Here is a 17,680-nt window from a genome sequence, read left to right as displayed (position 1 = left end):
GCCAGCGTCCGTCACCCGCCTCGTGCGCGCCACCGATCGTCGCACCGCCCGAGCGTGTGCGCCGCTAGCGGCGACGCTCTCCGTCGCCGGCCGCGACCCCGATTCCTTGGCGGTCCGCCACGAGCGCGACATCGAGATCCGTCGGACGCGGCACCGACTCACGGACGGTGTCGCCAAGGAGGTCGAGCTGGCGCTCAAGGACCGGGACGCGGTCCGGCGTGGCGACCTGCACCAGGTCGCGCAGCGCCGCGGCGAGTCGGCGGGACACCTGCGGTGACGCCGCGCCGGCGATGCGGATCTCGTCGAAGGCGAGATGGACGTACGCGTCCCAGTCCATCACCGGTTCCCGCAGTCGAACGGTGCCCCCGCTGTCCCGGTAGAGCCCGTCCGACAGGGGGCGCCGGGCGATCTGTCGAAGGCAGTCGTGGAGACGGTCGATGGCCTGGACAGCGGTCGTCGGGTCCTGGAGCGGAGAGTCCGCGAGCGAGCGCTGGGCGATGTCCACCAGGAGCCGCAACCCGTACGCCGCGTCCTTGTCCAGAGTTCGCTCGAGGCCCATCACCACGGCCTCGTCGACCTTGCGCTCGTCCAGGTCGACCGGGTCGCCGTGGACCTGGAACAACGGCGCACCGGCCGGGACGAACTCGCCGAGCGCCGGCAGCAGCTCCAGGACGCAGTCGGACCTCGTGGCTTCCTCCACCAGGTGCTGGTACCCGATCACGGTGACCACTCCGGACCGTGGCGCTCGCAGGAGCCGTCGCCCGTCCTCCTCGAGGTCGTCACCGGGGTCGGCGTAGATCTCGTCCAGCAGCTTGCGGGTCTGCTTGCCGACGAGCTCGATGAGGCTGGAGACGCGGAGCGACTGCCCGATGTGGTGCACGTAGATGATCAGCACCGCGATGCTGATGATCACCAGGACGAAGGCCGTCAGGACCGCGGTGCCCGGCACGTTGCCCGTGCCATCACCGTTCGACGTGACCTCGTGCAGGGCGACGATCGCGAACGCGAACGTGGCCACGAACAACCCGATGGCGCTCTGGCTCGGCTTGTCGCGCAGCAGCCGCTGGACGATGCGGGGAGAGAACTGGCCCATCGCGAGCTGCACCACGACCATCGTGATGGTCAGCACGAGGGCGGCCATGCTCACCATCGAGGCCGCGACCGTCGACAGGATCGCGATCGCCGCCTCGGGGCCGCCGACGATCGCCGTGGGGATCAGCGAGTAGTCGAAGTGTCGGTCGATGGTGATGGTGACCAGGGCCAGCGCCACGCCTCCGAGAACGAACACGACCGGCACGAGCCAGAGGCTGTTTCGCACGCTCAGCCACGTCTTGTAGAGCCACATACCGATCCCCCTTTCGGAAGGGCGAGCAGCGCACGCCGCTGCCGGAGGTCGCGTGGGCACCGTTGGTGCGGCCGCGACCAGGCATCGACCCCGGTCGGCCTGCGGTATCGCAGTCGCTGCGACCTCGGCGCCGGGCCCGCTGCGTCGGCCGGTCGGCGAGAGAGGAAGATCCGGAAGCGCCCTGGGCGCCTGTGCTCACGCTCGGCGCTCACTGCATGACGTCGTGGACCCATGGTGGGCGTTCGGACGTGCCTGCGCACCTTGGGAGGGCAAGCGACGATACGACGATCCCCGAAACTCCAGGGTCGGATGCAGGGCTCGGGGTGCCGAAGAAATGCACTCTGACCTGCGGGTTCATCCGGACACAGGTCGGCCCCGGTTCCAGTGTGCTCACGACGCGCCGCACGGCGACTTGACCCTCGCTGCAGTCCCGGGTTCCGGTCATGCATACGAGGGACGGCAGGGTCCACCTCCTGCGACACTCAGGACCAGCAGAGGCGCGCACGGTCATCGGGACCACCGTGGCGGCGCGCGAAAAGGGGACTGGCGCAGACGGCGTTGTCTGACCGGACGGCAGTCAGCCTCGAAAGGGTGTGTAGGCATGTCGTCTGTCACGCCGGGCACGAAGATCGATACGACCAGCCGGTTCAGCTCGAGGATCGCGGTGACGGCGATGATCCTCGGCCTCGTGATCGTGGCCGTCGTGCTGACGATGGCCATCCGCGACCGGAGAGCGCAAGCCGCCTACGAGGATGCCTTCGCGACCGGTGGCGTGGACGGCGTCGTCGCGCACGCGAACGAGCGGGGCGATGACCTGTCCCAGTTCACGGGCGGGGCCTACACGAACGGCGGGCACTGCTACCTGGTCGACGGCACAGACTTCACCGATGAGACCCTCGCGACGTGTCAGGAGGCCGCCGGAGTTGCCGCGGCACTCGCGGGAAGCTGACGAGCGGGCTGCGACACACCTCGGGCGCTCCCCACGGGCGATCGGGTAGGCAGCCAGCGCGACCTTGCCCCCGCGCGAGCATGTCTCGCCGGGGGCCCATTACGTGTCCCAGGACGGCCCGCACCTAGCGCGACATCAACCTGCAGCTCAGGGGCACATTCTCCCTCTACGACGCGGAGATTCCTGGGGAGAAGTGGCCGCCGGTCGGACACGGCGAGACAACATCGCAGGTCGACGCCTATGAGTCGGTGCACTCGCCCAATCGACGATCGCCAAGCGAGTTCCTGCATCGGGCCGGTTCCCGGTTCGTTCGGTGCGCCGTGCAGGTGCGTGATTCTCCCCATCCCGGAACTCAGAAGATGCGCGATCGTGCCGACGCGGCGCCCGATCGCGCGCTCCTAACGTGCTGCCGTCCAGCGACGACGGGAGCACGCCATGACCACGCAGCACATCGAGACCCTGGTGATCGGTGCCGGCCAGTCCGGCCTCGCCACCGGGTACCACCTGCAGCGGCTCGGCCGCCCGTTCCTGATCGTCGACGGCGAACAACGGGTCGGCGACGGCTGGCGCCGACACTGGGACACGCTGAGGCTCTACAGCCCGGCGAAGTACGACGCGCTCCCCGGCCTGAGCTGGCCGGCGGAGCCCTGGTCGTTCCCCGGCAAGGACGAGGTCGCGGACTACCTGGAGAAGTACGCGATCCACCACGACCTCCCGGTGCGGACGAGCACCCCCGTCGACCGGCTCGAAGCGAGGACCGAGGGTGGCTACCGCGCCGTGCTCGGCGAGGACACGATCACCTGCGACAACGTCGTCGTGGCCACCGGCACCTTCGGGCGGACGCCGTCCGTCCCGGCCTTCGCCGCCGACCTGGATCCGTCCATCCAGCAGCTGCACTCGTGCGAGTACAAGCGCCCGTCGCAGATCTCCGATGGTCCTGTGCTCGTGGTGGGCGCCTCGCACTCGGGGTGCGACATCGCCTACGAGGTGGCCGAGCACCTGCCCACCACGCTGGTCGGGCGGGACTGCGGGCAGATCCCCTTCCGGTGGGACCGGAGGGTTCTTCGGATCGGCTTCCCCGCCGTGGTCCTCGCGTGGCAGCACCTGCTCACCCGGCGTACGCCCATGGGACGCAAGGCGCTGGACGAGGTCCGGCACCACGGCGGACCGATGACCCGGGTCAAGCGGGAGGACCTGGCGAGGCGAGGCGTCGAACGCATCACCTTGCGGGTCGCCGGCGTCGAGGGCGGGAGACCCGTGCTGGACGACGGCCGGGTGATCCCCGCCTCGACGGTGATCTGGTGCACCGGCTTCCGGCAGGTCTTCGACTGGATCGCGGTGCCGGTCTTCGGTCCGGACGGATGGCCCGAGGAGTACCGCGGAGTCGTCGCGAAGGCTCCCGGGATGTTCTTCTGCGGCCTCGCCTTCCAGTACGCCTTCAGCTCCATGGTGCTGGTGGGCGTGGGGCGCGATGCGGAGTACGTCGCGTGCCGGATCGCGGAGAGGGTCGACGCACTCGCCGCCGCCTGACGGGTCCTCCGCGCACGTCCTAACATCGAAGGAGGGTGGTGCGCCGTGGGAGTGGTCGACGATCTGGAACGAGCACGGGACGCCTACGAGCGCCGCGAGTGGGTGGCGGCGTACGACGCCCTCTCCGATGCCGACGACTCYGCCCTCGACGCACAGGACTTCTCCCGGCTGGCCGTCGCGGCCTACCTTCTGGGCCGGCAGAACGACTGCGTCCAGGCGTTGCAGCGTGCCTACAAGGCGCACATCGACGCCGGCGAGACCGTGCCCGCGGTCCGAGTCGGCTTCTGGCTCTCCATGGTGCTCCTGGACAGCGGCGAGTCCGCAGTCGGGGCCGGCTGGCTGGGGCGCTGCCAGCGGCTGCTGGAACAGGTTCGCGGCGACGTCGTGGAGCGGGGGTACGTCCTGGTTCCCGCGATGATGCGCCACATCTACGCGGGCGAGTTCGAGCCGGCGTCGAGGCTGGCGACGGAGATCACCGAGTACGGGCGGAGGTTCAGCGACGCCGACCTGCTCGCCCAGGGGCTCAACGCGCAGGGCCGGATGCTGATGTACGCGGGCCGCGTGCCGGAGGGCATGGCGCTGCTGGACGAGGCGATGATCGGCATCTCGATGGGCGAGGTCTCCCCCATCGTCGCGGGCCACGTGTACTGCTCGCTCATCGAGGCATGCCAGGAGGTCTTCGACTACGGGCGCGCCGCGGAGTGGACCGCGGCTCTGACCCGGTGGACCGAGGAGCAGCCGGGCCTCGTCCCGTTCACCGGTCAGTGCGCGATCCACCGCGGGCAGATCATGGGGATCCGAGGCGCCTTCCGAGCAGCACTCGAGGAGTTCGACCGCGCGGTGCGGAGGTACCTCGATTCCGGGACCCCGTGGGCCGCGGGACTGGCCCTGGCCGAGGCAGGCAACCTGCATCGCATCTGCGGCGACCTGGACGCGGCCGAGGCGGACTACGAACGGGCCACCGGCTTCGGCTACGAGTCCCAGCCGGGGTTGGCGCTGCTGTGGCTCGCGAGAGGCCGCACCGGGGCCGCGACCAACGCCGTCCGCCGCCTGCTGGCCGAGCCGCGGGACCCGGTCCACCGATCCCAGCTGCTCGCGGGCTCGGTCGAGGTGCTGCTCGCGACCGGCGAGGTCGAGGGGGCGCGGGCCATCGCCGAGGAGCTGGCAGGGATCGCCGAGGCGTTCAGGTGCGCGGCGCTGTCGGCCGCAGCCCACCAGGCGCGAGCGAGCTGCCTGCTCAGCGCTGGAGATGCTGGCGCGGCCGCCCTGGAGGCTCGCAGCGCGGTCTCACTGTGGCGGTCGCTCGAGGCACCCTACGACGCCGCGCGATGCCAAGTGCTCCTCGGACGGGCCCTACGGGACCTGGGCGACGGCGACTCGGCCCTCGCCGAGCTCAGCCAGGCGCGACGGGTGTTCCAGGATCTCGGTGCGGCTCCGGCGGAACGCGACGTGCTCCGGCTCGTGCATCCGAGTCGGCCCGCCGGACTGACGGAGCGCGAGGTCGAAGTGCTCCGGCTGGTGGCGAGCGGCCGCAGCAACTCGGAGATCGCTGCCGCGCTCGTGCTGAGCGACAAGACGGTCGCTCGGCACCTGTCGAACATCTTCACGAAGCTGGGCGTCGCCTCCCGGACAGCGGCCGCGGCGTTCGCGTACGAGAACGGGCTCCTCTGACTCGTTGCCGCCCGATCAGGTCACGTCACGAGACCAGAGATCGACTCCCCGCTTCGGGTGGCTGGCCGAAGCGCGCCCCCGCGACGGTCCGACTTATGACCCATGGCCTCGTCGGCAGATCTGCATGGTTCTCCCGATGCGACAGGCCGCGCCGCGCCGCGACCGTGGAGCATGGAAGGGCGTCGGGAGGATCCGGTGGAGTCATCGACGAGGACGGTGCCGCAGACCCCTGCGGCCGCCTCCGGCCGGATCCGCGCCGTCCTGGCCGCGGAGGCCCGACCTGCCCTGTGGTGCGGAGCGCGCTGGCGGTCGGCGCCACGCGGTGGCACGCCGTGATTGCGTTCGCCGGGCTCGCCGGACTCGCGGGCTCGGCCGTCTCCCTCGTGCTCTGGTGGCCCCAGGCCATGGCGGTCTGGCGGAGCCGGGGCGACCCGGAGCGCCTCCGCGGGGTCTCCATGGCCTCGCAAGTCCTGCTGCTCCTCAACGCGGTGATCTGGGGCGCGTACGCCGTGTCGACCCAGTCCCTGTGGGTCGGTGCACCAGGGTTGGTCAACGCACCGCTCGCCGTGCTGACTGTCGGTATCCTGCGGAAGGCCCATCGGCACCCTGAGTCGCCGACCTTCCGGCGCCACACGGGAGCCGACCCCCATCCGGTGGGCCCGCCGGTGGGGTCCCCGCACCACAACCGTCAGTCCGAGCTCGTTTCCTGATGACCCTCGACGCGCCGCGGACGCTCGCAGCGCCTTCGCGCTGGGCGTCGAGGCGGCGGATTCGGGCTTGAGTGTGTCCCTGGAGCCGTTGGCCGACGCGATGGCGTTCGTCGGTGTTCGCGGGCACCCGTCAGCAGCGGCAATGCCTCGCGACCTGCGCGAGCGACTACTGGCGGACGCCGATCTGGTCAGATCCGGCCGACGACGTGAAGCGTGCGGCATACCGGTTGGTCGGCTGTGAAGCTCGTGAAAGCCGCCTGCTCCTGCAGATGGCGGCCCGTCTTGGTGTGGTGCCATACATAGAGCCGCTAGGGTTTGATACCTAGCACATCAATGTAGAGGAGGCGCCGTGCGCATCGACAAGGACCTGGTCGCCGCCTCGGCGACACCGCTCGTGCTCGGGATCCTCGCGGACGGCGACCTCTACGGGTACGCGATCCTCAAACGCGTCGGCGAGCTCTCCGGCGGGCGCATGCAGTGGACGGACGGCATGCTCTACCCGCTCCTGCACCGGCTCGAACGGCTCGGCCACGTCTCGTCGTCCTGGGGCACGTCCGAGTCGGGCCGACGCCGCAAGCACTACGCGATCACCTCGACCGGCCGGGCGGCGCTCGCCGAACGGCAGGCGCAGTGGAGCGTCGTCGCGGACGCGCTCCGGCAGGTCTGGGAGTCGGCGCCGCGGCCCGCCGCCGTCGTGGAGGGGTGGGCGTGATGGCGCACGACCACGAGCTCGAGGCCCAGATCGACAGGTGGCGGGGCTACGTGCACCGACGTCAGGTCATCTCGTCGGCCGACGTCGACGAGCTCGAGGACCACCTGCGGGGCCAGGTGAGCGACCTGCGCGCGACCGGGCTCGACGACGACGAGGCGTTCCTCGTCGCGATCAAGCGCCTCGGCAACCTGGATGCGGTCTCCCGGGAGTACGCCCGTGAGCACTCGGACCGGCTGTGGAAGCAGCTCGCGCTCGTCCCCGACAGCACCCTCGGCACCTCCGGTGCCCCGGCACCGCGGTGGCACGAGCTCGCGGTCGTGCTCGCGCTGGCGGTCGGTGCGGGCGTGGCGGTGCGTGCCGGGATCGCCTGGATCGACGACGAGGGCGCGTTCGCTCGCAACGTCGGCCTGCTCGTGGCGCCGTTCCTCATCGCGTATCTCGGATGGAAACGCCGGGCCGGCCTGAGGACCGTGGCCGCGATCGCCGTGCCGTTCGTCGCGCTGGCCGTCGCGCTCAACGTGTACCCGTTCACCCCCGGAGGGTCGACCGAGGTGCTGGCGATCCTCCACGCACCCGTCGTGCTGTGGCTGCTGGTGGGGCTCGCGTACGTCGCCGGCTCCTGGCGCTCCGACGGGCGACGCATGGACTTCGTCCGGTTCACGGGCGAGCTTGCGATCTACTTCACGCTGCTCGCGCTGGGCGGCGGGGTCCTGCTCGGCCTGACCGCCGGGGTGCTGCAGCTCGTGGGAGTCGACCCCGAGCCGATGATCGCCGGCTGGGTGCTGCCGTTCGCCGTGCCGGGCGCCCTGGTCGTCGCCGCCTGGCTGGTCGAGGCCAAGCAGGACGTCGTCGAGAACATCGCGCCCGTGCTGACCCGGATCTTCACGCCGCTGACCATCGCCATGCTCCTGGCCGTCCTCGTGGTCCTCATCACGTCCGGCGGCCTGGTCGAGGTGGACCGCGACCTGCTCATCCTGATGGACGCGATCCTCGTGCTGGTCCTGGCGCTGCTCCTCTACTCGATCTCCGCCCGTGATCCGCTGGCACCGCCCGCGCTCGCCGACTGGCTCCAGCTGGTCCTGGTCGGCGCAGCCCTCGCGGTCGACGCCGTGATGCTGACCGCGATGCTCACGCGGATCGCGCAGTTCGGCACGAGCCCCAACAAGATCGCCGCGCTCGGACTCAACCTGCTGCTGCTCGTGCACCTCGGGGTCTCGGCGTGGCGGAGCGGCCGGTTCCTGCGTGGTCACGGCACATTCTCGGCGCTCGAGCGCTGGCAGCCGCGGTACCTGCCGGTCTACGCCGCCTGGGCCGCGGTCATCGTGATCGTGTTCCCGCCGCTGTTCGACTTCGCCTGACACGCTGCCCTAACGCCTCCGCACCAGCACCGGGCGCCCCCGAGCACGGTGATGGTGGCGCGTCGTTCGACTCATGGGGGACGTGGCGCCTCGACATCAGAGAGCGTGCGCGCAGAGGGGTACCCGCAGGCCCTCCCGGCCATGCGAGATGACGTGTTCCATGGGCTTCATGGGAGGAGCAGTCATCGACGGACCGAACGACGTGCGCGTCGAGGAGCGCCCCGTCCCCACCATCGTCGAACCTGCCGATGCCGTGATCCGCACGGTCGCGGCGTGCGGGTGCGGCTCGGACCTGTGGCGGTACCGGGGGCTCGCGGACGTGCCGAAGCCCGTCCCGATCGGGCGGGAGTACGTCGGGATCGGCGATGCCGTCACCGCCGTGAAGCCGGGCGACTTCCTGGTCGGCGGGTTCCTGCACAGCGACAAAACACACCACCCGCGCCACCCGGCCGGGACGAAAACCGGAAGACACGAGGAGGTCGACATGGAGATCACTCCCCTGCCGTCGACGCAGAAGGGCCCCGCGCAGTGGTTCACCGGTGACGTCTGGTTCGACGTCCTCGGCGCACCGCCGGAGCCCGCACGGCTGCGCGTCAACGCCGTGCGGTTCGCGCCGGGTGCGCACACGTTCTGGCACCGCCACTCCCGCGGCCAGACCCTGCACGTCACCGAGGGCACCGCCCGGGTCGGCACCCGGGACGGGCGCGTGGTCGAGCTGCAGCCGGGCGAGACCGTCTGGACTCCGCCGGGCGAGTGGCACTGGCACGGTGCCGCACCGGACCGCTTCATGACGCACCTGGCCATGTGGGAGATCGGCGACGCCAGCACAGGCCCGGACACGGAGTGGGCCGAGGAGGTCACCGACCAGCAGTACGGGGGGACGGGCGCATGAGCGGCTGGACTGCGGACGAGCTGCGCGCGGTCGCGCCGGTCGACGAGCTCGAGGTGGCATCCCGACGCACGGACGGCACCCTGCGCCCGTTCGTGACGATCTGGTTCACCGCGTCCGACGACGACCTCTACATCCGGTCGGCCCACGGACCGCAGAACGGATGGTTCCGTCGGGCCAAGGAATCGGGAACCGGCCGGGTGCGCATCGGCTCCGTCGAGAAGGACGTGACCTTCGAGGACGGCACCGACGCGGCGCACGACGCCATCGACGCGGCGCTGCACGCGAAGTACGACCGCTACGGGCCCGGGCCGGTCGGGGCGATCGTCGGCCCGAGCGCCGCCGAGGTCACGCTGCGCGTCGTGCCGACCTCGTGATCTCCCGACCGACGAGCCCGAGCGCAGGCGAAAATCGGCCCTGAGCTCGGTCGTCGACCGGATCCAGCTGCTCTTGGCGAATCGGAGCCGCGACCGTCAACGCCGCTGGTTGCCCTGGACCTAGGCTGGATTCACCCTCACCGGCTGGATGAGAGGTGGTTGCATGCCCGCTCTCGTGATCGCTCGCTTCCGCGGAGACGTGAGCACGTTGATCCGCGCGTACGACCTGGCACACCGGGCGATCATGGAAGCCGGCGGGCCGCCCGGGGAGCTRCGCCACCACTGCGCAGTCGGCGACGACTCTCTGTACATCGTCGGAGTCTGGGAGTCCGAGGAAGCGATGCGGACGAGGTTCGCGAGCCTGGAGATGCGCGACGCCCTTGCACAGGCCGGATTCCCTGCCATGGACCAAGCGGACATCACCGTGCTCCGGCTGCATGCGGTCGAGCCGCCCCTGTGACGAGTGCGCTCGCGCCCGACGCGACGCGACGCAGCTCGAAGCCGCCAGCCGATTGTCGCGCCGCACAGCCGCAGCTACCGTCGCGAGATGGGCGATCGAGACATCGTTGTCGACGGTTTTCGGATCGAACCGCTCAGCCCCCTGACCTGGGATGCGTTCGCGGACCTGGCGGAACGGCACAACGGTGTCTGGGGCGGCTGCTGGTGCACCTACTTCCACCTCTACCCCGACCCCACGGAGGAGCGCCGAGCGCTCGGCCACCGCGAGTTCAAGCGGCGTCTCGTCGAGGCCGGTCGCGCACACGCGGCACTGGTGTTCGACGGCGACGTGGCCGTGGCGTGGGCCCAGTACGGGACGGTCGATGAGCTGCAGAACATCCACCACCGCAAGGAGTGGGAGAAGGGCGTCGCGCACAGGCCGGACTTCCGGATCACCTGCCTGTTCGTGGACCGCGACTACCGACGCAAGGGGATGGCATCGGTCGCGGTCCGCGGTGCGCTCGCGCTGATCTCCGCTGCGGGTGGTGGGCTGGTCGAGTCGTACCCGCACGACCTGCCGCCCGGCAAGAAGACCTCGGCGTCGTTCCTCTACAACGCGACGCGGACCATGTACGAACAGCTCGGCTTCACCTATCAGCGCCCCAAGGGCCAGGGCAACTGCGTGATGACCACCCACGTCCCCGCCGACGAGCATGCGTCCTCCTGACCGCCCGATGCTCCACAGAGGGGACCAACGTCCCTCGTAGGCAACCGCCATTCCACCGACAGTGCTAGCAGCCGGAGACCCCGGCGCCGCATGGAGACACGAGAGGTGGAGACCCCACATGAGTCCAGAGCTGTATCTCATCGAGTACCACAACAGGGAGCACGAGCTCGCCATCGAAGCCGAGCACCGACTGGCGTGCGCGGCCCGTCCGCAGAGCACACACCCGATGCCCCGCAAGCACCTCCTGCGTCGTCTGCTGGCGGCAGCAACGCGCTGACCGGGACCCGCTCGCGATGGCCAGTCCACTCGGGCTGGCCGTTGCGGTGTACTCAGCTCTTCGACCCCTGTGGTGCGAGACCCACGCGCGCTCTCGAGCTCGCGACGGCCTCGCGTCAGCGGCGCGAGGTCGGCCAGCCAAGAACACGCGACGCGCCTCTGGCCCGGTCCTGGTTCCGCGCGCTCCGAACACGGTCGAACACTCGATCCATGCCTGTCCGACTTCCGGTTCGATGTGTTCACGCACCTATCGCTGTTCTATCGAGCACTCTGTACTGGGGGTGCACGACGACGAGAGCGAGAGCGACCGATGATCGACCCGACGACAGCACCGACGCCGCTGGCCTTCGACCGGACGGCGCTCGACTACACCCCGTGGGCCTTCTGGGACAGTGCCGACCCGGAGGCACAGCAACGGCAGCTCGAGGTGCAGGTGCGGTTGTCGCACGAGCGGGGGTACCGCTTCGCCGAGCGCGTCTTCGTCTCGGAGCTCGCCTCCATCACCAACGACACCCTCGAGCTGGGCGACCGGACCTACGTGGCGGCCGGCGCCTACCTGGGCGGCTCGCTCCGGGCCGGCCGCGACTGCACCGTCAACCCGTACGCGGTCGTGCGGGGCGAGGTCGTGCTGGGTGACGCGGTGCGCATCGGCGCGCACTCGTCGGTGCTGGGCTTCAACCACACGATGGACGACCCCGAGGTCGAGGTCTTCCGGCAGCCCGTGCTCTCCCGAGGCATCACGATCGGCGACGACGTCTGGATCGGCTCCCACGTGGTCGTGCTCGACGGCGTGCACATCGGCGACCGGTCCGTGCTCGCCGCGGGCGCGATCGTCACCAAGGACGTCCCCGCCGGCGCGGTCGTGGGCGGGAACCCTGCCCGGGTGCTGCGATGGCGCGGAGCGTCGGGGACGACCCCCAGCCTGGCGGGCGCGGTCGCGAGCTTCTCCGACCGGGCGCGCGACCAGGCCGCGGCGGTGCTCGCCCGGTCCTGGGACGACGAGCGCCGGCTGTTCTCCGACAAGCCCGGCGGCCCCGCGACGGTCCGCGCCCAGTGCGACGCCATCGAGATCGCGGACCTGCTCCTGGGGACCGCTCCCCCGCAGCTTTCCGGGGACGAGCAGTCGGCGCGGCTGCGGTCCTGGCAGGACCCTGCGACCGGGATGGTCGGTGAGCTGCGGCCGGAGGGCGGGGTGGCGCCGGTGCGGCACGAGCGGTTCGACGACAGAGGGAGCTACCACGTCCTGTGCGTCGGCTACGCGCTCGACCTCCTCGGCGAACGGTTCGACCACCCGGTCCAGGTCGTGGCGGAGGCGACGGCGGCCGAGCTGGTCACCGAGCTCGACGCCCTGCCGTGGCGTGACCAGGCGTGGGCCGCGGGGCACTGGGTGGACGTGCTGGGCACCGCGCAGCTCTGGAACCACCGGCGCGAGGCTGCGTCACAGCCCGGCGCGGTCGACGCCGTGCTGGGCTGGCTCCTCCTGCACGCCGACCCGCAGACCGGGATGTGGGGGCGCCCGACCGCGACCGAGGGCCTGCTCCAGGTGGTCAACGGCTACTACCGCGCCTCCCGCGGGACCTTCGCGCAGCTCGGGGTGCCCGTCCCTCACCCCGAGGCCGTCATCGACACCGTCCTGACGCACCTGCGGGACGTGCGCTTCTTCAGGCCCGAACGACAGACCGCCTGCAACGTCCTCGACGTGGCGCACCCGCTCTGGCTCACGCGCGCGTCCGGCCATCGCTCCGAGGAGGTCGTCCGCCGGGCCGAGCAGCTCCTCCGCGACGCGCTGCGGTACTGGACCGCCGACGCGGGATTCGGCTTCCAAGCCCCGCACCCGACGACCGTCGGGACCGCCGCGACGGCACCCGGGCTGCAGGGCACGGAGATGTGGCTCGCGATCATCTGGCTGCTGGCCGACATCGTGGGCATCTCCGACCAGCTGGGCTACCGCCCGCGAGGCGTGCACCGACCCGAGCCGGCGCTCGACCTCGCGGACCTGCGGCGGTGGTATCGGTGACGCGCGGCCTCCCGCGGACGCTCGTGGTGATGGCCCACGATGCCTGGGAGCTGCAGTTCGACGACCGTCGCCGTGCGCGACTGGCCCAGCTGTCTCGCGACGGGCAGGTGACCTGGACCGGCTCGCTCGACGATCCCGCCGTCGCCGACCGGCTGGCCGAGGTCGAGGTCCTGCTGACCGGCTGGGGCACCCCGCTCATAGGTGACGACGAGCTGTCGCGCCTGCCCTCCCTGCGCGCCGTGCTGCACTGCGCGGGAACCGTGCGCGGGATCGTCGCCCCAGCGGTGTGGGGCCGCGGCGTCCTGGTCTCCAGCAGCGCCGACCTCAACGCCGATCCCGTGGCGGAGTTCACGATCGCGGCGATGGTGATGGCCGGCAAGAAGGCACCTTTCCTCGCCGCCGACGCGCGTCGGTACCGGGAGGACTGGTCGTACAAGACCAGGCGCGGCCCGCTGAGCAACACCGGTCGGACCGTCGGCATCGTCGGGTTCTCCCGGATCGGTCGACGCGTCGTCCGGCTGGCCGTGGACCGGCTCCCCGACGTCACGTGCCTGGTGGTCGACCCGTACGCCGACCCCGCCGAGGTCGCCCGGGCCGGTGCGCAGCTGATCGGTCTCGCCGAGGCACTCCCCCGCCTGGACTTCCTGTCGATCCACGCCCCGGAACTGCCCGAGACCCACCACCTGATCGGCGCACCCCAGCTGGCTGCCCTGCCGGACGGCGCAACGCTCATCAACACCGCGCGCGGGTCCCTGGTGGACACCGCAGCCCTCGAGGCCGAGTGCGTGGCCGGTCGTCTGCACGCGATCCTCGACGTCACTGACCCCGAGCCCCTGCCCGCGTCGAGCCCGCTCTACGACCTGCCCAACGTCATGCTCACGCCGCACGTCGCGGGATCACTGGGCTCCGAGACGTTGGCCATGACGGACGGGGCCCTCGACGAGCTGGAGCGCCTCGTCGACGGTCGGCCACTGGCACGCCCCGTGCACGTCGAGGACCTCGCACGCATTGCCTGAGAGAGATCGCGACCCCGGCTGCAGCGCGAGGAACCGTGGTCACGGCGACCCCATGCGTTGCGCCTGCGCGGCAGGTTCGTCGGGGCTCCACACGTGGTAAGCGGCGCTGCCAGGGCCGTGGGTCTGCGCCCAGACTCGACCGCGCGCGACCGCAGCGTCACGGGCCTCCCTCACGGCGAGCTCGGCCGACGGCGATGTCGGCGCCGGCCACGAGCACCACCTGACCAGCTCGACGCCATCCGGCTGCGGTGCATCGACGTGCCGGCACGCTGACACAGCCGCGGGACGCTCGAACGCCTTCGGCCCGCTCGATGGGGCCGGCGCCGTCGCGATGCCGGTCCGGACCACGGCGGCGAGCAGGACACCCACGGCAACACCCGCGAAGACGACGAGCCGACGGACGTGCATCGCGCGCTCGCCCAGCACCGGCGCGGGCGCGCCCACCGGTTCCGGTTCCATCTCGAACTCGATGACGGTCTCGAGGTGAGCGTCGGGGCGCCGGGTCGCGTTGACCATGGCTCGGCCCTTCCGGCGGCGTTCAGTCGCACGTTGCGTCGACCGGTCCGCGGTGGGGCCAGCAGGCGGGGAGGCGGATTGACGGGCTGAGCGCTCGCGTCAATCCTGGCAGCGCGCCACAGCCGAGCAGGAGCAGGTAGGGCCACACAGTGGCCCCTGAAGCCAAGGTCAGGAGCTCGGCGGCCGCTCGAGCGCTCGTCGTGCGCGTGCCTCAGGCAGCGCCAGGGGGATCGCTGCGGAGAGCGCATCGGTGACGCTGGTGATCGGGCCCTGGAGACGTTCGGGGTCCCACGAGCCGGACCGACCGATCACGCCGACGATGCCAACCACGTGGTCGTCGTGGTCGCGGATGCCCGACGCGATGCACGACCAGCCTGGAGTGTGCTCTTCGCGTTCCACAGCCGTGCCGCGATCGAGGGTCGCGTCGATCGCGGCAAGCAGGGTGCGGCGCGAGGGGGCGGAGTGCCGGGTCCGGCGTCGTAGGCCCGCGGCCAGCAACGCGTCGACACGGTCGGGGTGCTCGGCGAACACGATGCGGCCTGCAGCCTTGAACAAGATGGCCGGTTCGGCTGGTTCAACGGTCGGCCACCCATCCAAGGTCGCGGACACCGCGGCGGCACGGCTGTGCCCGTAGGCGACGTGCAGCGTCACCATCGTCAGGTCGGGTTCGACGGTCTGGACGAACGCCACCTCCCCGGTCCGTGCAAGCAAGTCCTGAACATGCGGTGCGGTCGCGGCACGGAACGGATGTCGGGCGAGAGCAGCAGCGCCGAGGGAGACCAGGCGCGGACCGAGCTCGTACCCGTCGGGACAGCGGGACAGGAGGCCACGGTCGATGAGGTCGGCCGCGATACGCCGCACGGTGGGCTTGGGCAGGCCGGCATCACGCGCGAGGTCCGCCTGCCGGATGCACCCGGCGGCCTCGACGATCTCGAGGAGCAGCGTCGCACGTCCCACCACGCTGCCGTCGTCGGCGGTTCCCACCAGACCAGCGTCCTCCGAAGTGGGCGCACAGGGAATCGTGGGGCACCCCCGGGGATCGGCACGATCCGACGAACGCCATCGCCCAGCACGTCGGTCCGGGGGTCCGGCTGTGGCTCGCAGCGCAGGCGGACCCCCGGACCAATGCTTCGTCCATGCGCAAGCAGCGAGCGGCCATAGGTCGCCGGCACGAACGCGCCTACAGTCGGCGCGTGCCACGCAGCATCGCGACTCCCCCGCCGTCCGAGCCCCCGCGGTCGGCGACCGGCGCCGTATCCCTCGTGCGGTCGTCCACGGGCACGCGGATGACCGCCCAGATCGATCTGCTCGGCGGCGGTCTGCGCACACTCGTCGCTGATGACGTCCCACTCGTGGAGACCTACGCGGACGGAGCTGCGGCGCCCTTCGCCGCGGGCGCCGTCCTTTTCCCGTGGCCCAACCGGGTGCGGGGTGGGCGATGGGTCCATCGAGGCGCGGAGCAGCAGCTCTTCATCGACGACGTCGAGCACGGGAACGCGAACCACGGCCTGGTCCGCGACAAGCGCTTCACCGTGATCGACCAGGGTGCGGACCACGTGACGATCCGCGGCTCGGTCGCCGACGAGCCCGGGTACCCGTTCTCGGTCGCCCTGCAGATCACGTATCGGCTGACCGACGGCGGGATCACGGTCGACTCGCTCGTCTCGAACGGCTCGGCCGAGCCCGCGCCGGTCGCCCTGGGCGCTCACCCGTACGTGCGCATCGGTGAGGTGCCGGTCGAGGACCTGATGCTGCGCGTCCCGGCGGACGCCTACCTGCCCGTGGACGAGCGACTCATACCGGGCGCTCCCGTCGGCGTCGACGGGACTGCGCTGGACTGGCGGACAGCCCGTCGGATCGGTGATGCCGAGCTCAACACGTGCTTTGCTCTCACCGAGGGCGCGGGACGCACGCCGCGCACAGTCGCCGTCGCGGCGCCGGACGGACGCGTCCTCGACGTGTGGTTGGACCACGACTTCGGCTACGCGCAGATCTACACCTGCCCGGCGTACCCGGACCCGTCCGCGACGCGGCGCGCGTTGGCCGTGGAACCGATGTCGGCCCCCGGTGACGCCCTGAACTCCGGCACGGGGCTGCGCTGGCTCGCGCCCGGGGACGAGTGGCGGCTCGCCTGGGGCATCACGGCCACGTGGTTGCCCACCTCCATCGTCGCGGGCGAGCCCGGTAGCCGACCGGCGTTCTTCTGACCACCGCTCCCGACTCACGACCCCGTCGGGCGTTCCCTGTAGGCCCTCGGCGACATCCCGTGGACGCGCGTGAACTGGCGGGAGAAGTAGAGCGGGTCGTCGTAACCCGCCAGTCGAGCAAGAGCCGCGATCGACATCGTGGTGCTGTCGAGCAGCTCGCGTGCCCGCGCCATGCGCAGCTGCGTCTGGTACTGGAGCGGCGACGCGCCGAGCTGCCGGCGGAACAGTGCGTTGAGCTGGGAAGGACTCAACCCGACCATGCCGGCGAGCACCTCCGTCGAGGTGCGGCTGGGGGACGTCGCACGGAGGTGCTCGACGGCGCGCTCGACCGGGCTCAGGCCCGGCCCGGGGCTGCGTCGGCCGGTCGCCGCCACGAGGGCGAGGGCGTGCCAGGCGGGACCCGCGGCACGGACGAACGCGGTCGAGGTCATCCCGGCGTCCAGCGCGTCGATGACCTGGGAGACGAGGCTGGCGATCGGCGCCGCGTCGCGCAGGTGCGTGACGGGACCACCCGCCGCGGCGTGTGCCGCGTCGACCAGGTCGACCGCGTCGGCCCCGGTGACGTGGAGCCACCACAACGTCCACGGGTCGGCGTCCGACGCCCCGTACGCGTGCGGACGCCTGGCAGGGAGCAGCACGGCGTCGCCACGTTCGATCACGAAGGAGCCCTCGGGTGTCCGGCACCACCCCGAGCCGCCGGTGCACACCAGCAGAACGCTCTCGACCGCGCCGTTGGCACGGGATCGTCCATGCCTGGACGCGTGCGGGAAGAATCCCGCGTCGGTGACCAAGAGCTTGCTGCTGACGGGCAGCCTCAGTGCGCGTTCGAGGGCAGGCCGCGGGACGACGAGCATGCGCTGGCCGACGAAACCCTCGCGCACGAAGTCGACGGTCGGCGTCGGCGTTTCGTCCATATCACCGAGTGGATCGTGTATCGGCGAG

Annotated in this window: 18 protein-coding genes; 14 read left to right on the top strand and 4 right to left on the bottom strand. The window is 71.1% G+C overall.

The features are described 5' to 3' along the window. Positions 1-64 precede the first annotated feature (64 nt). Positions 65-1,345 carry a DUF2254 domain-containing protein gene (locus ACXJKA_RS07205; RefSeq protein WP_456824506.1) on the bottom strand — a complete coding sequence of 427 codons (1,281 nt, stop codon included), beginning with the start codon at positions 1,343-1,345 and terminating at the stop codon, positions 65-67. Between the two features lie 601 nt (positions 1,346-1,946). Here ACXJKA_RS07205 and ACXJKA_RS07200 point away from each other — a divergent pair. The 13 genes from ACXJKA_RS07200 to ACXJKA_RS07140 all read left to right on the top strand — a co-directional run bounded on the left by ACXJKA_RS07200 (position 1,947) and on the right by ACXJKA_RS07140 (position 14,015). Next, positions 1,947-2,294 carry a hypothetical protein gene (locus tag ACXJKA_RS07200; protein ID WP_456824505.1) on the top strand — a complete coding sequence of 116 codons (348 nt, stop codon included), beginning with the start codon at positions 1,947-1,949 and terminating at the stop codon, positions 2,292-2,294. 435 nt (positions 2,295-2,729) lie between these two features. Then, entirely contained in the window at positions 2,730-3,824 is a 1,095-nt protein-coding gene (locus ACXJKA_RS07195) for a flavin-containing monooxygenase (RefSeq protein ID WP_456824504.1), read from the top strand. A 45-nt stretch (positions 3,825-3,869) separates the two neighbouring features. Next, the gene (locus ACXJKA_RS07190; protein WP_456824503.1) at positions 3,870-5,495 is read left to right on the top strand and encodes a LuxR C-terminal-related transcriptional regulator; all 1,626 of its coding nucleotides are present in this window, start codon (positions 3,870-3,872) and stop codon (positions 5,493-5,495) included. 332 nt (positions 5,496-5,827) lie between these two features. Continuing rightward, on the top strand, positions 5,828-6,205 hold the full coding sequence (locus ACXJKA_RS07185) for a hypothetical protein (RefSeq protein WP_456824502.1): 378 nt from the start codon (positions 5,828-5,830) through the stop codon (positions 6,203-6,205). Positions 6,206-6,554: 349 nt separating this feature from the next. Next, on the top strand, positions 6,555-6,917 hold the full coding sequence (locus tag ACXJKA_RS07180) for a PadR family transcriptional regulator (protein ID WP_456824501.1): 363 nt from the start codon (positions 6,555-6,557) through the stop codon (positions 6,915-6,917). Further along, positions 6,917-8,275 carry a permease prefix domain 1-containing protein gene (locus ACXJKA_RS07175; protein WP_456824500.1) on the top strand — a complete coding sequence of 453 codons (1,359 nt, stop codon included), beginning with the start codon at positions 6,917-6,919 and terminating at the stop codon, positions 8,273-8,275. Before ACXJKA_RS07180 ends, ACXJKA_RS07175 begins: the two co-directional genes overlap by 1 nt. Positions 8,276-8,444: 169 nt before the next feature. Then, the gene (locus ACXJKA_RS07170; RefSeq protein ID WP_456824499.1) at positions 8,445-9,167 is read left to right on the top strand and encodes a (R)-mandelonitrile lyase; all 723 of its coding nucleotides are present in this window, start codon (positions 8,445-8,447) and stop codon (positions 9,165-9,167) included. Continuing rightward, positions 9,164-9,541, top strand: coding sequence for a DUF2255 family protein (locus ACXJKA_RS07165; RefSeq protein ID WP_456824498.1), 378 nt, complete (start codon positions 9,164-9,166; stop codon positions 9,539-9,541). The genes ACXJKA_RS07170 and ACXJKA_RS07165 overlap by 4 nt, the downstream gene beginning before the upstream one ends. A 163-nt stretch (positions 9,542-9,704) precedes the next feature. After that, complete coding sequence (locus ACXJKA_RS07160; RefSeq protein ID WP_456824497.1) at positions 9,705-10,001, top strand: hypothetical protein; 297 nt, start codon at positions 9,705-9,707, stop codon at positions 9,999-10,001. An 87-nt stretch (positions 10,002-10,088) separates the two neighbouring features. Beyond that, positions 10,089-10,706, top strand: a complete 618-nt coding sequence (locus ACXJKA_RS07155) for a GNAT family N-acetyltransferase (protein ID WP_456824496.1) — start codon at positions 10,089-10,091, stop codon at positions 10,704-10,706. A gap of 118 nt (positions 10,707-10,824) precedes the next feature. After that, positions 10,825-10,983 (top strand): hypothetical protein, encoded by a 159-nt coding sequence (locus ACXJKA_RS07150; RefSeq protein ID WP_456824495.1) that lies wholly within the window; start codon positions 10,825-10,827, stop codon positions 10,981-10,983. A 309-nt stretch (positions 10,984-11,292) separates the two neighbouring features. Next, a complete protein-coding gene (locus ACXJKA_RS07145; protein WP_456824494.1) occupies positions 11,293-12,999 on the top strand; it encodes an acyltransferase in 1,707 nt (568 codons plus the stop codon). A 29-nt stretch (positions 13,000-13,028) separates the two neighbouring features. Continuing rightward, the gene (locus ACXJKA_RS07140; protein WP_456824493.1) at positions 13,029-14,015 is read left to right on the top strand and encodes a hydroxyacid dehydrogenase; all 987 of its coding nucleotides are present in this window, start codon (positions 13,029-13,031) and stop codon (positions 14,013-14,015) included. A gap of 39 nt (positions 14,016-14,054) precedes the next feature. Here ACXJKA_RS07140 and ACXJKA_RS07135 read toward each other — a convergent pair whose 3' ends face one another. Further along, on the bottom strand, positions 14,055-14,531 hold the full coding sequence (locus ACXJKA_RS07135; RefSeq protein ID WP_456824492.1) for a hypothetical protein: 477 nt from the start codon (positions 14,529-14,531) through the stop codon (positions 14,055-14,057). Between the two features lie 168 nt (positions 14,532-14,699). Further along, the gene (locus ACXJKA_RS07130; RefSeq protein WP_456824491.1) at positions 14,700-15,515 is read right to left on the bottom strand and encodes an IclR family transcriptional regulator; all 816 of its coding nucleotides are present in this window, start codon (positions 15,513-15,515) and stop codon (positions 14,700-14,702) included. Positions 15,516-15,724: 209 nt separating this feature from the next. On the opposite strand from ACXJKA_RS07130, the gene ACXJKA_RS07125 reads away from it, so the two are divergent. Continuing rightward, positions 15,725-16,738, top strand: coding sequence for an aldose epimerase family protein (locus ACXJKA_RS07125; protein WP_456824490.1), 1,014 nt, complete (start codon positions 15,725-15,727; stop codon positions 16,736-16,738). 14 nt (positions 16,739-16,752) lie between these two features. Here ACXJKA_RS07125 and ACXJKA_RS07120 read toward each other — a convergent pair whose 3' ends face one another. Then, on the bottom strand, positions 16,753-17,652 hold the full coding sequence (locus ACXJKA_RS07120; protein ID WP_456824489.1) for a helix-turn-helix domain-containing protein: 900 nt from the start codon (positions 17,650-17,652) through the stop codon (positions 16,753-16,755). Positions 17,653-17,680 lie beyond the last annotated feature (28 nt).

The sequence above is a fragment of the Cellulomonas sp. P5_E12 genome (assembly GCF_054049315.1).
Note: the sequence above shows the minus strand (reverse complement) of the source record. Positions and strands in the feature narration are given on the sequence as shown.

What these genes read in the sequence shown, in the direction of transcription:
- ACXJKA_RS07205 (WP_456824506.1), bottom strand. Translation starts at nt 1,345, where the DNA reads ATGTGGCTCTACAAGACGTGGCTGAGCGTGCGAAACAGCCTCTGGCTC.
- ACXJKA_RS07200 (WP_456824505.1), top strand. Translation starts at nt 1,947, where the DNA reads ATGTCGTCTGTCACGCCGGGCACGAAGATCGATACGACCAGCCGGTTC.
- ACXJKA_RS07195 (WP_456824504.1), top strand. Translation starts at nt 2,730, where the DNA reads ATGACCACGCAGCACATCGAGACCCTGGTGATCGGTGCCGGCCAGTCC.
- ACXJKA_RS07175 (WP_456824500.1), top strand. Translation starts at nt 6,917, where the DNA reads ATGGCGCACGACCACGAGCTCGAGGCCCAGATCGACAGGTGGCGGGGC.
- ACXJKA_RS07170 (WP_456824499.1), top strand. Translation starts at nt 8,445, where the DNA reads ATGGGAGGAGCAGTCATCGACGGACCGAACGACGTGCGCGTCGAGGAG.
- ACXJKA_RS07165 (WP_456824498.1), top strand. Translation starts at nt 9,164, where the DNA reads ATGAGCGGCTGGACTGCGGACGAGCTGCGCGCGGTCGCGCCGGTCGAC.
- ACXJKA_RS07155 (WP_456824496.1), top strand. Translation starts at nt 10,089, where the DNA reads ATGGGCGATCGAGACATCGTTGTCGACGGTTTTCGGATCGAACCGCTC.
- ACXJKA_RS07150 (WP_456824495.1), top strand. Translation starts at nt 10,825, where the DNA reads ATGAGTCCAGAGCTGTATCTCATCGAGTACCACAACAGGGAGCACGAG.
- ACXJKA_RS07145 (WP_456824494.1), top strand. Translation starts at nt 11,293, where the DNA reads ATGATCGACCCGACGACAGCACCGACGCCGCTGGCCTTCGACCGGACG.
- ACXJKA_RS07140 (WP_456824493.1), top strand. Translation starts at nt 13,029, where the DNA reads ATGGCCCACGATGCCTGGGAGCTGCAGTTCGACGACCGTCGCCGTGCG.
- ACXJKA_RS07135 (WP_456824492.1), bottom strand. Translation starts at nt 14,531, where the DNA reads ATGGTCAACGCGACCCGGCGCCCCGACGCTCACCTCGAGACCGTCATC.
- ACXJKA_RS07120 (WP_456824489.1), bottom strand. Translation starts at nt 17,652, where the DNA reads ATGGACGAAACGCCGACGCCGACCGTCGACTTCGTGCGCGAGGGTTTC.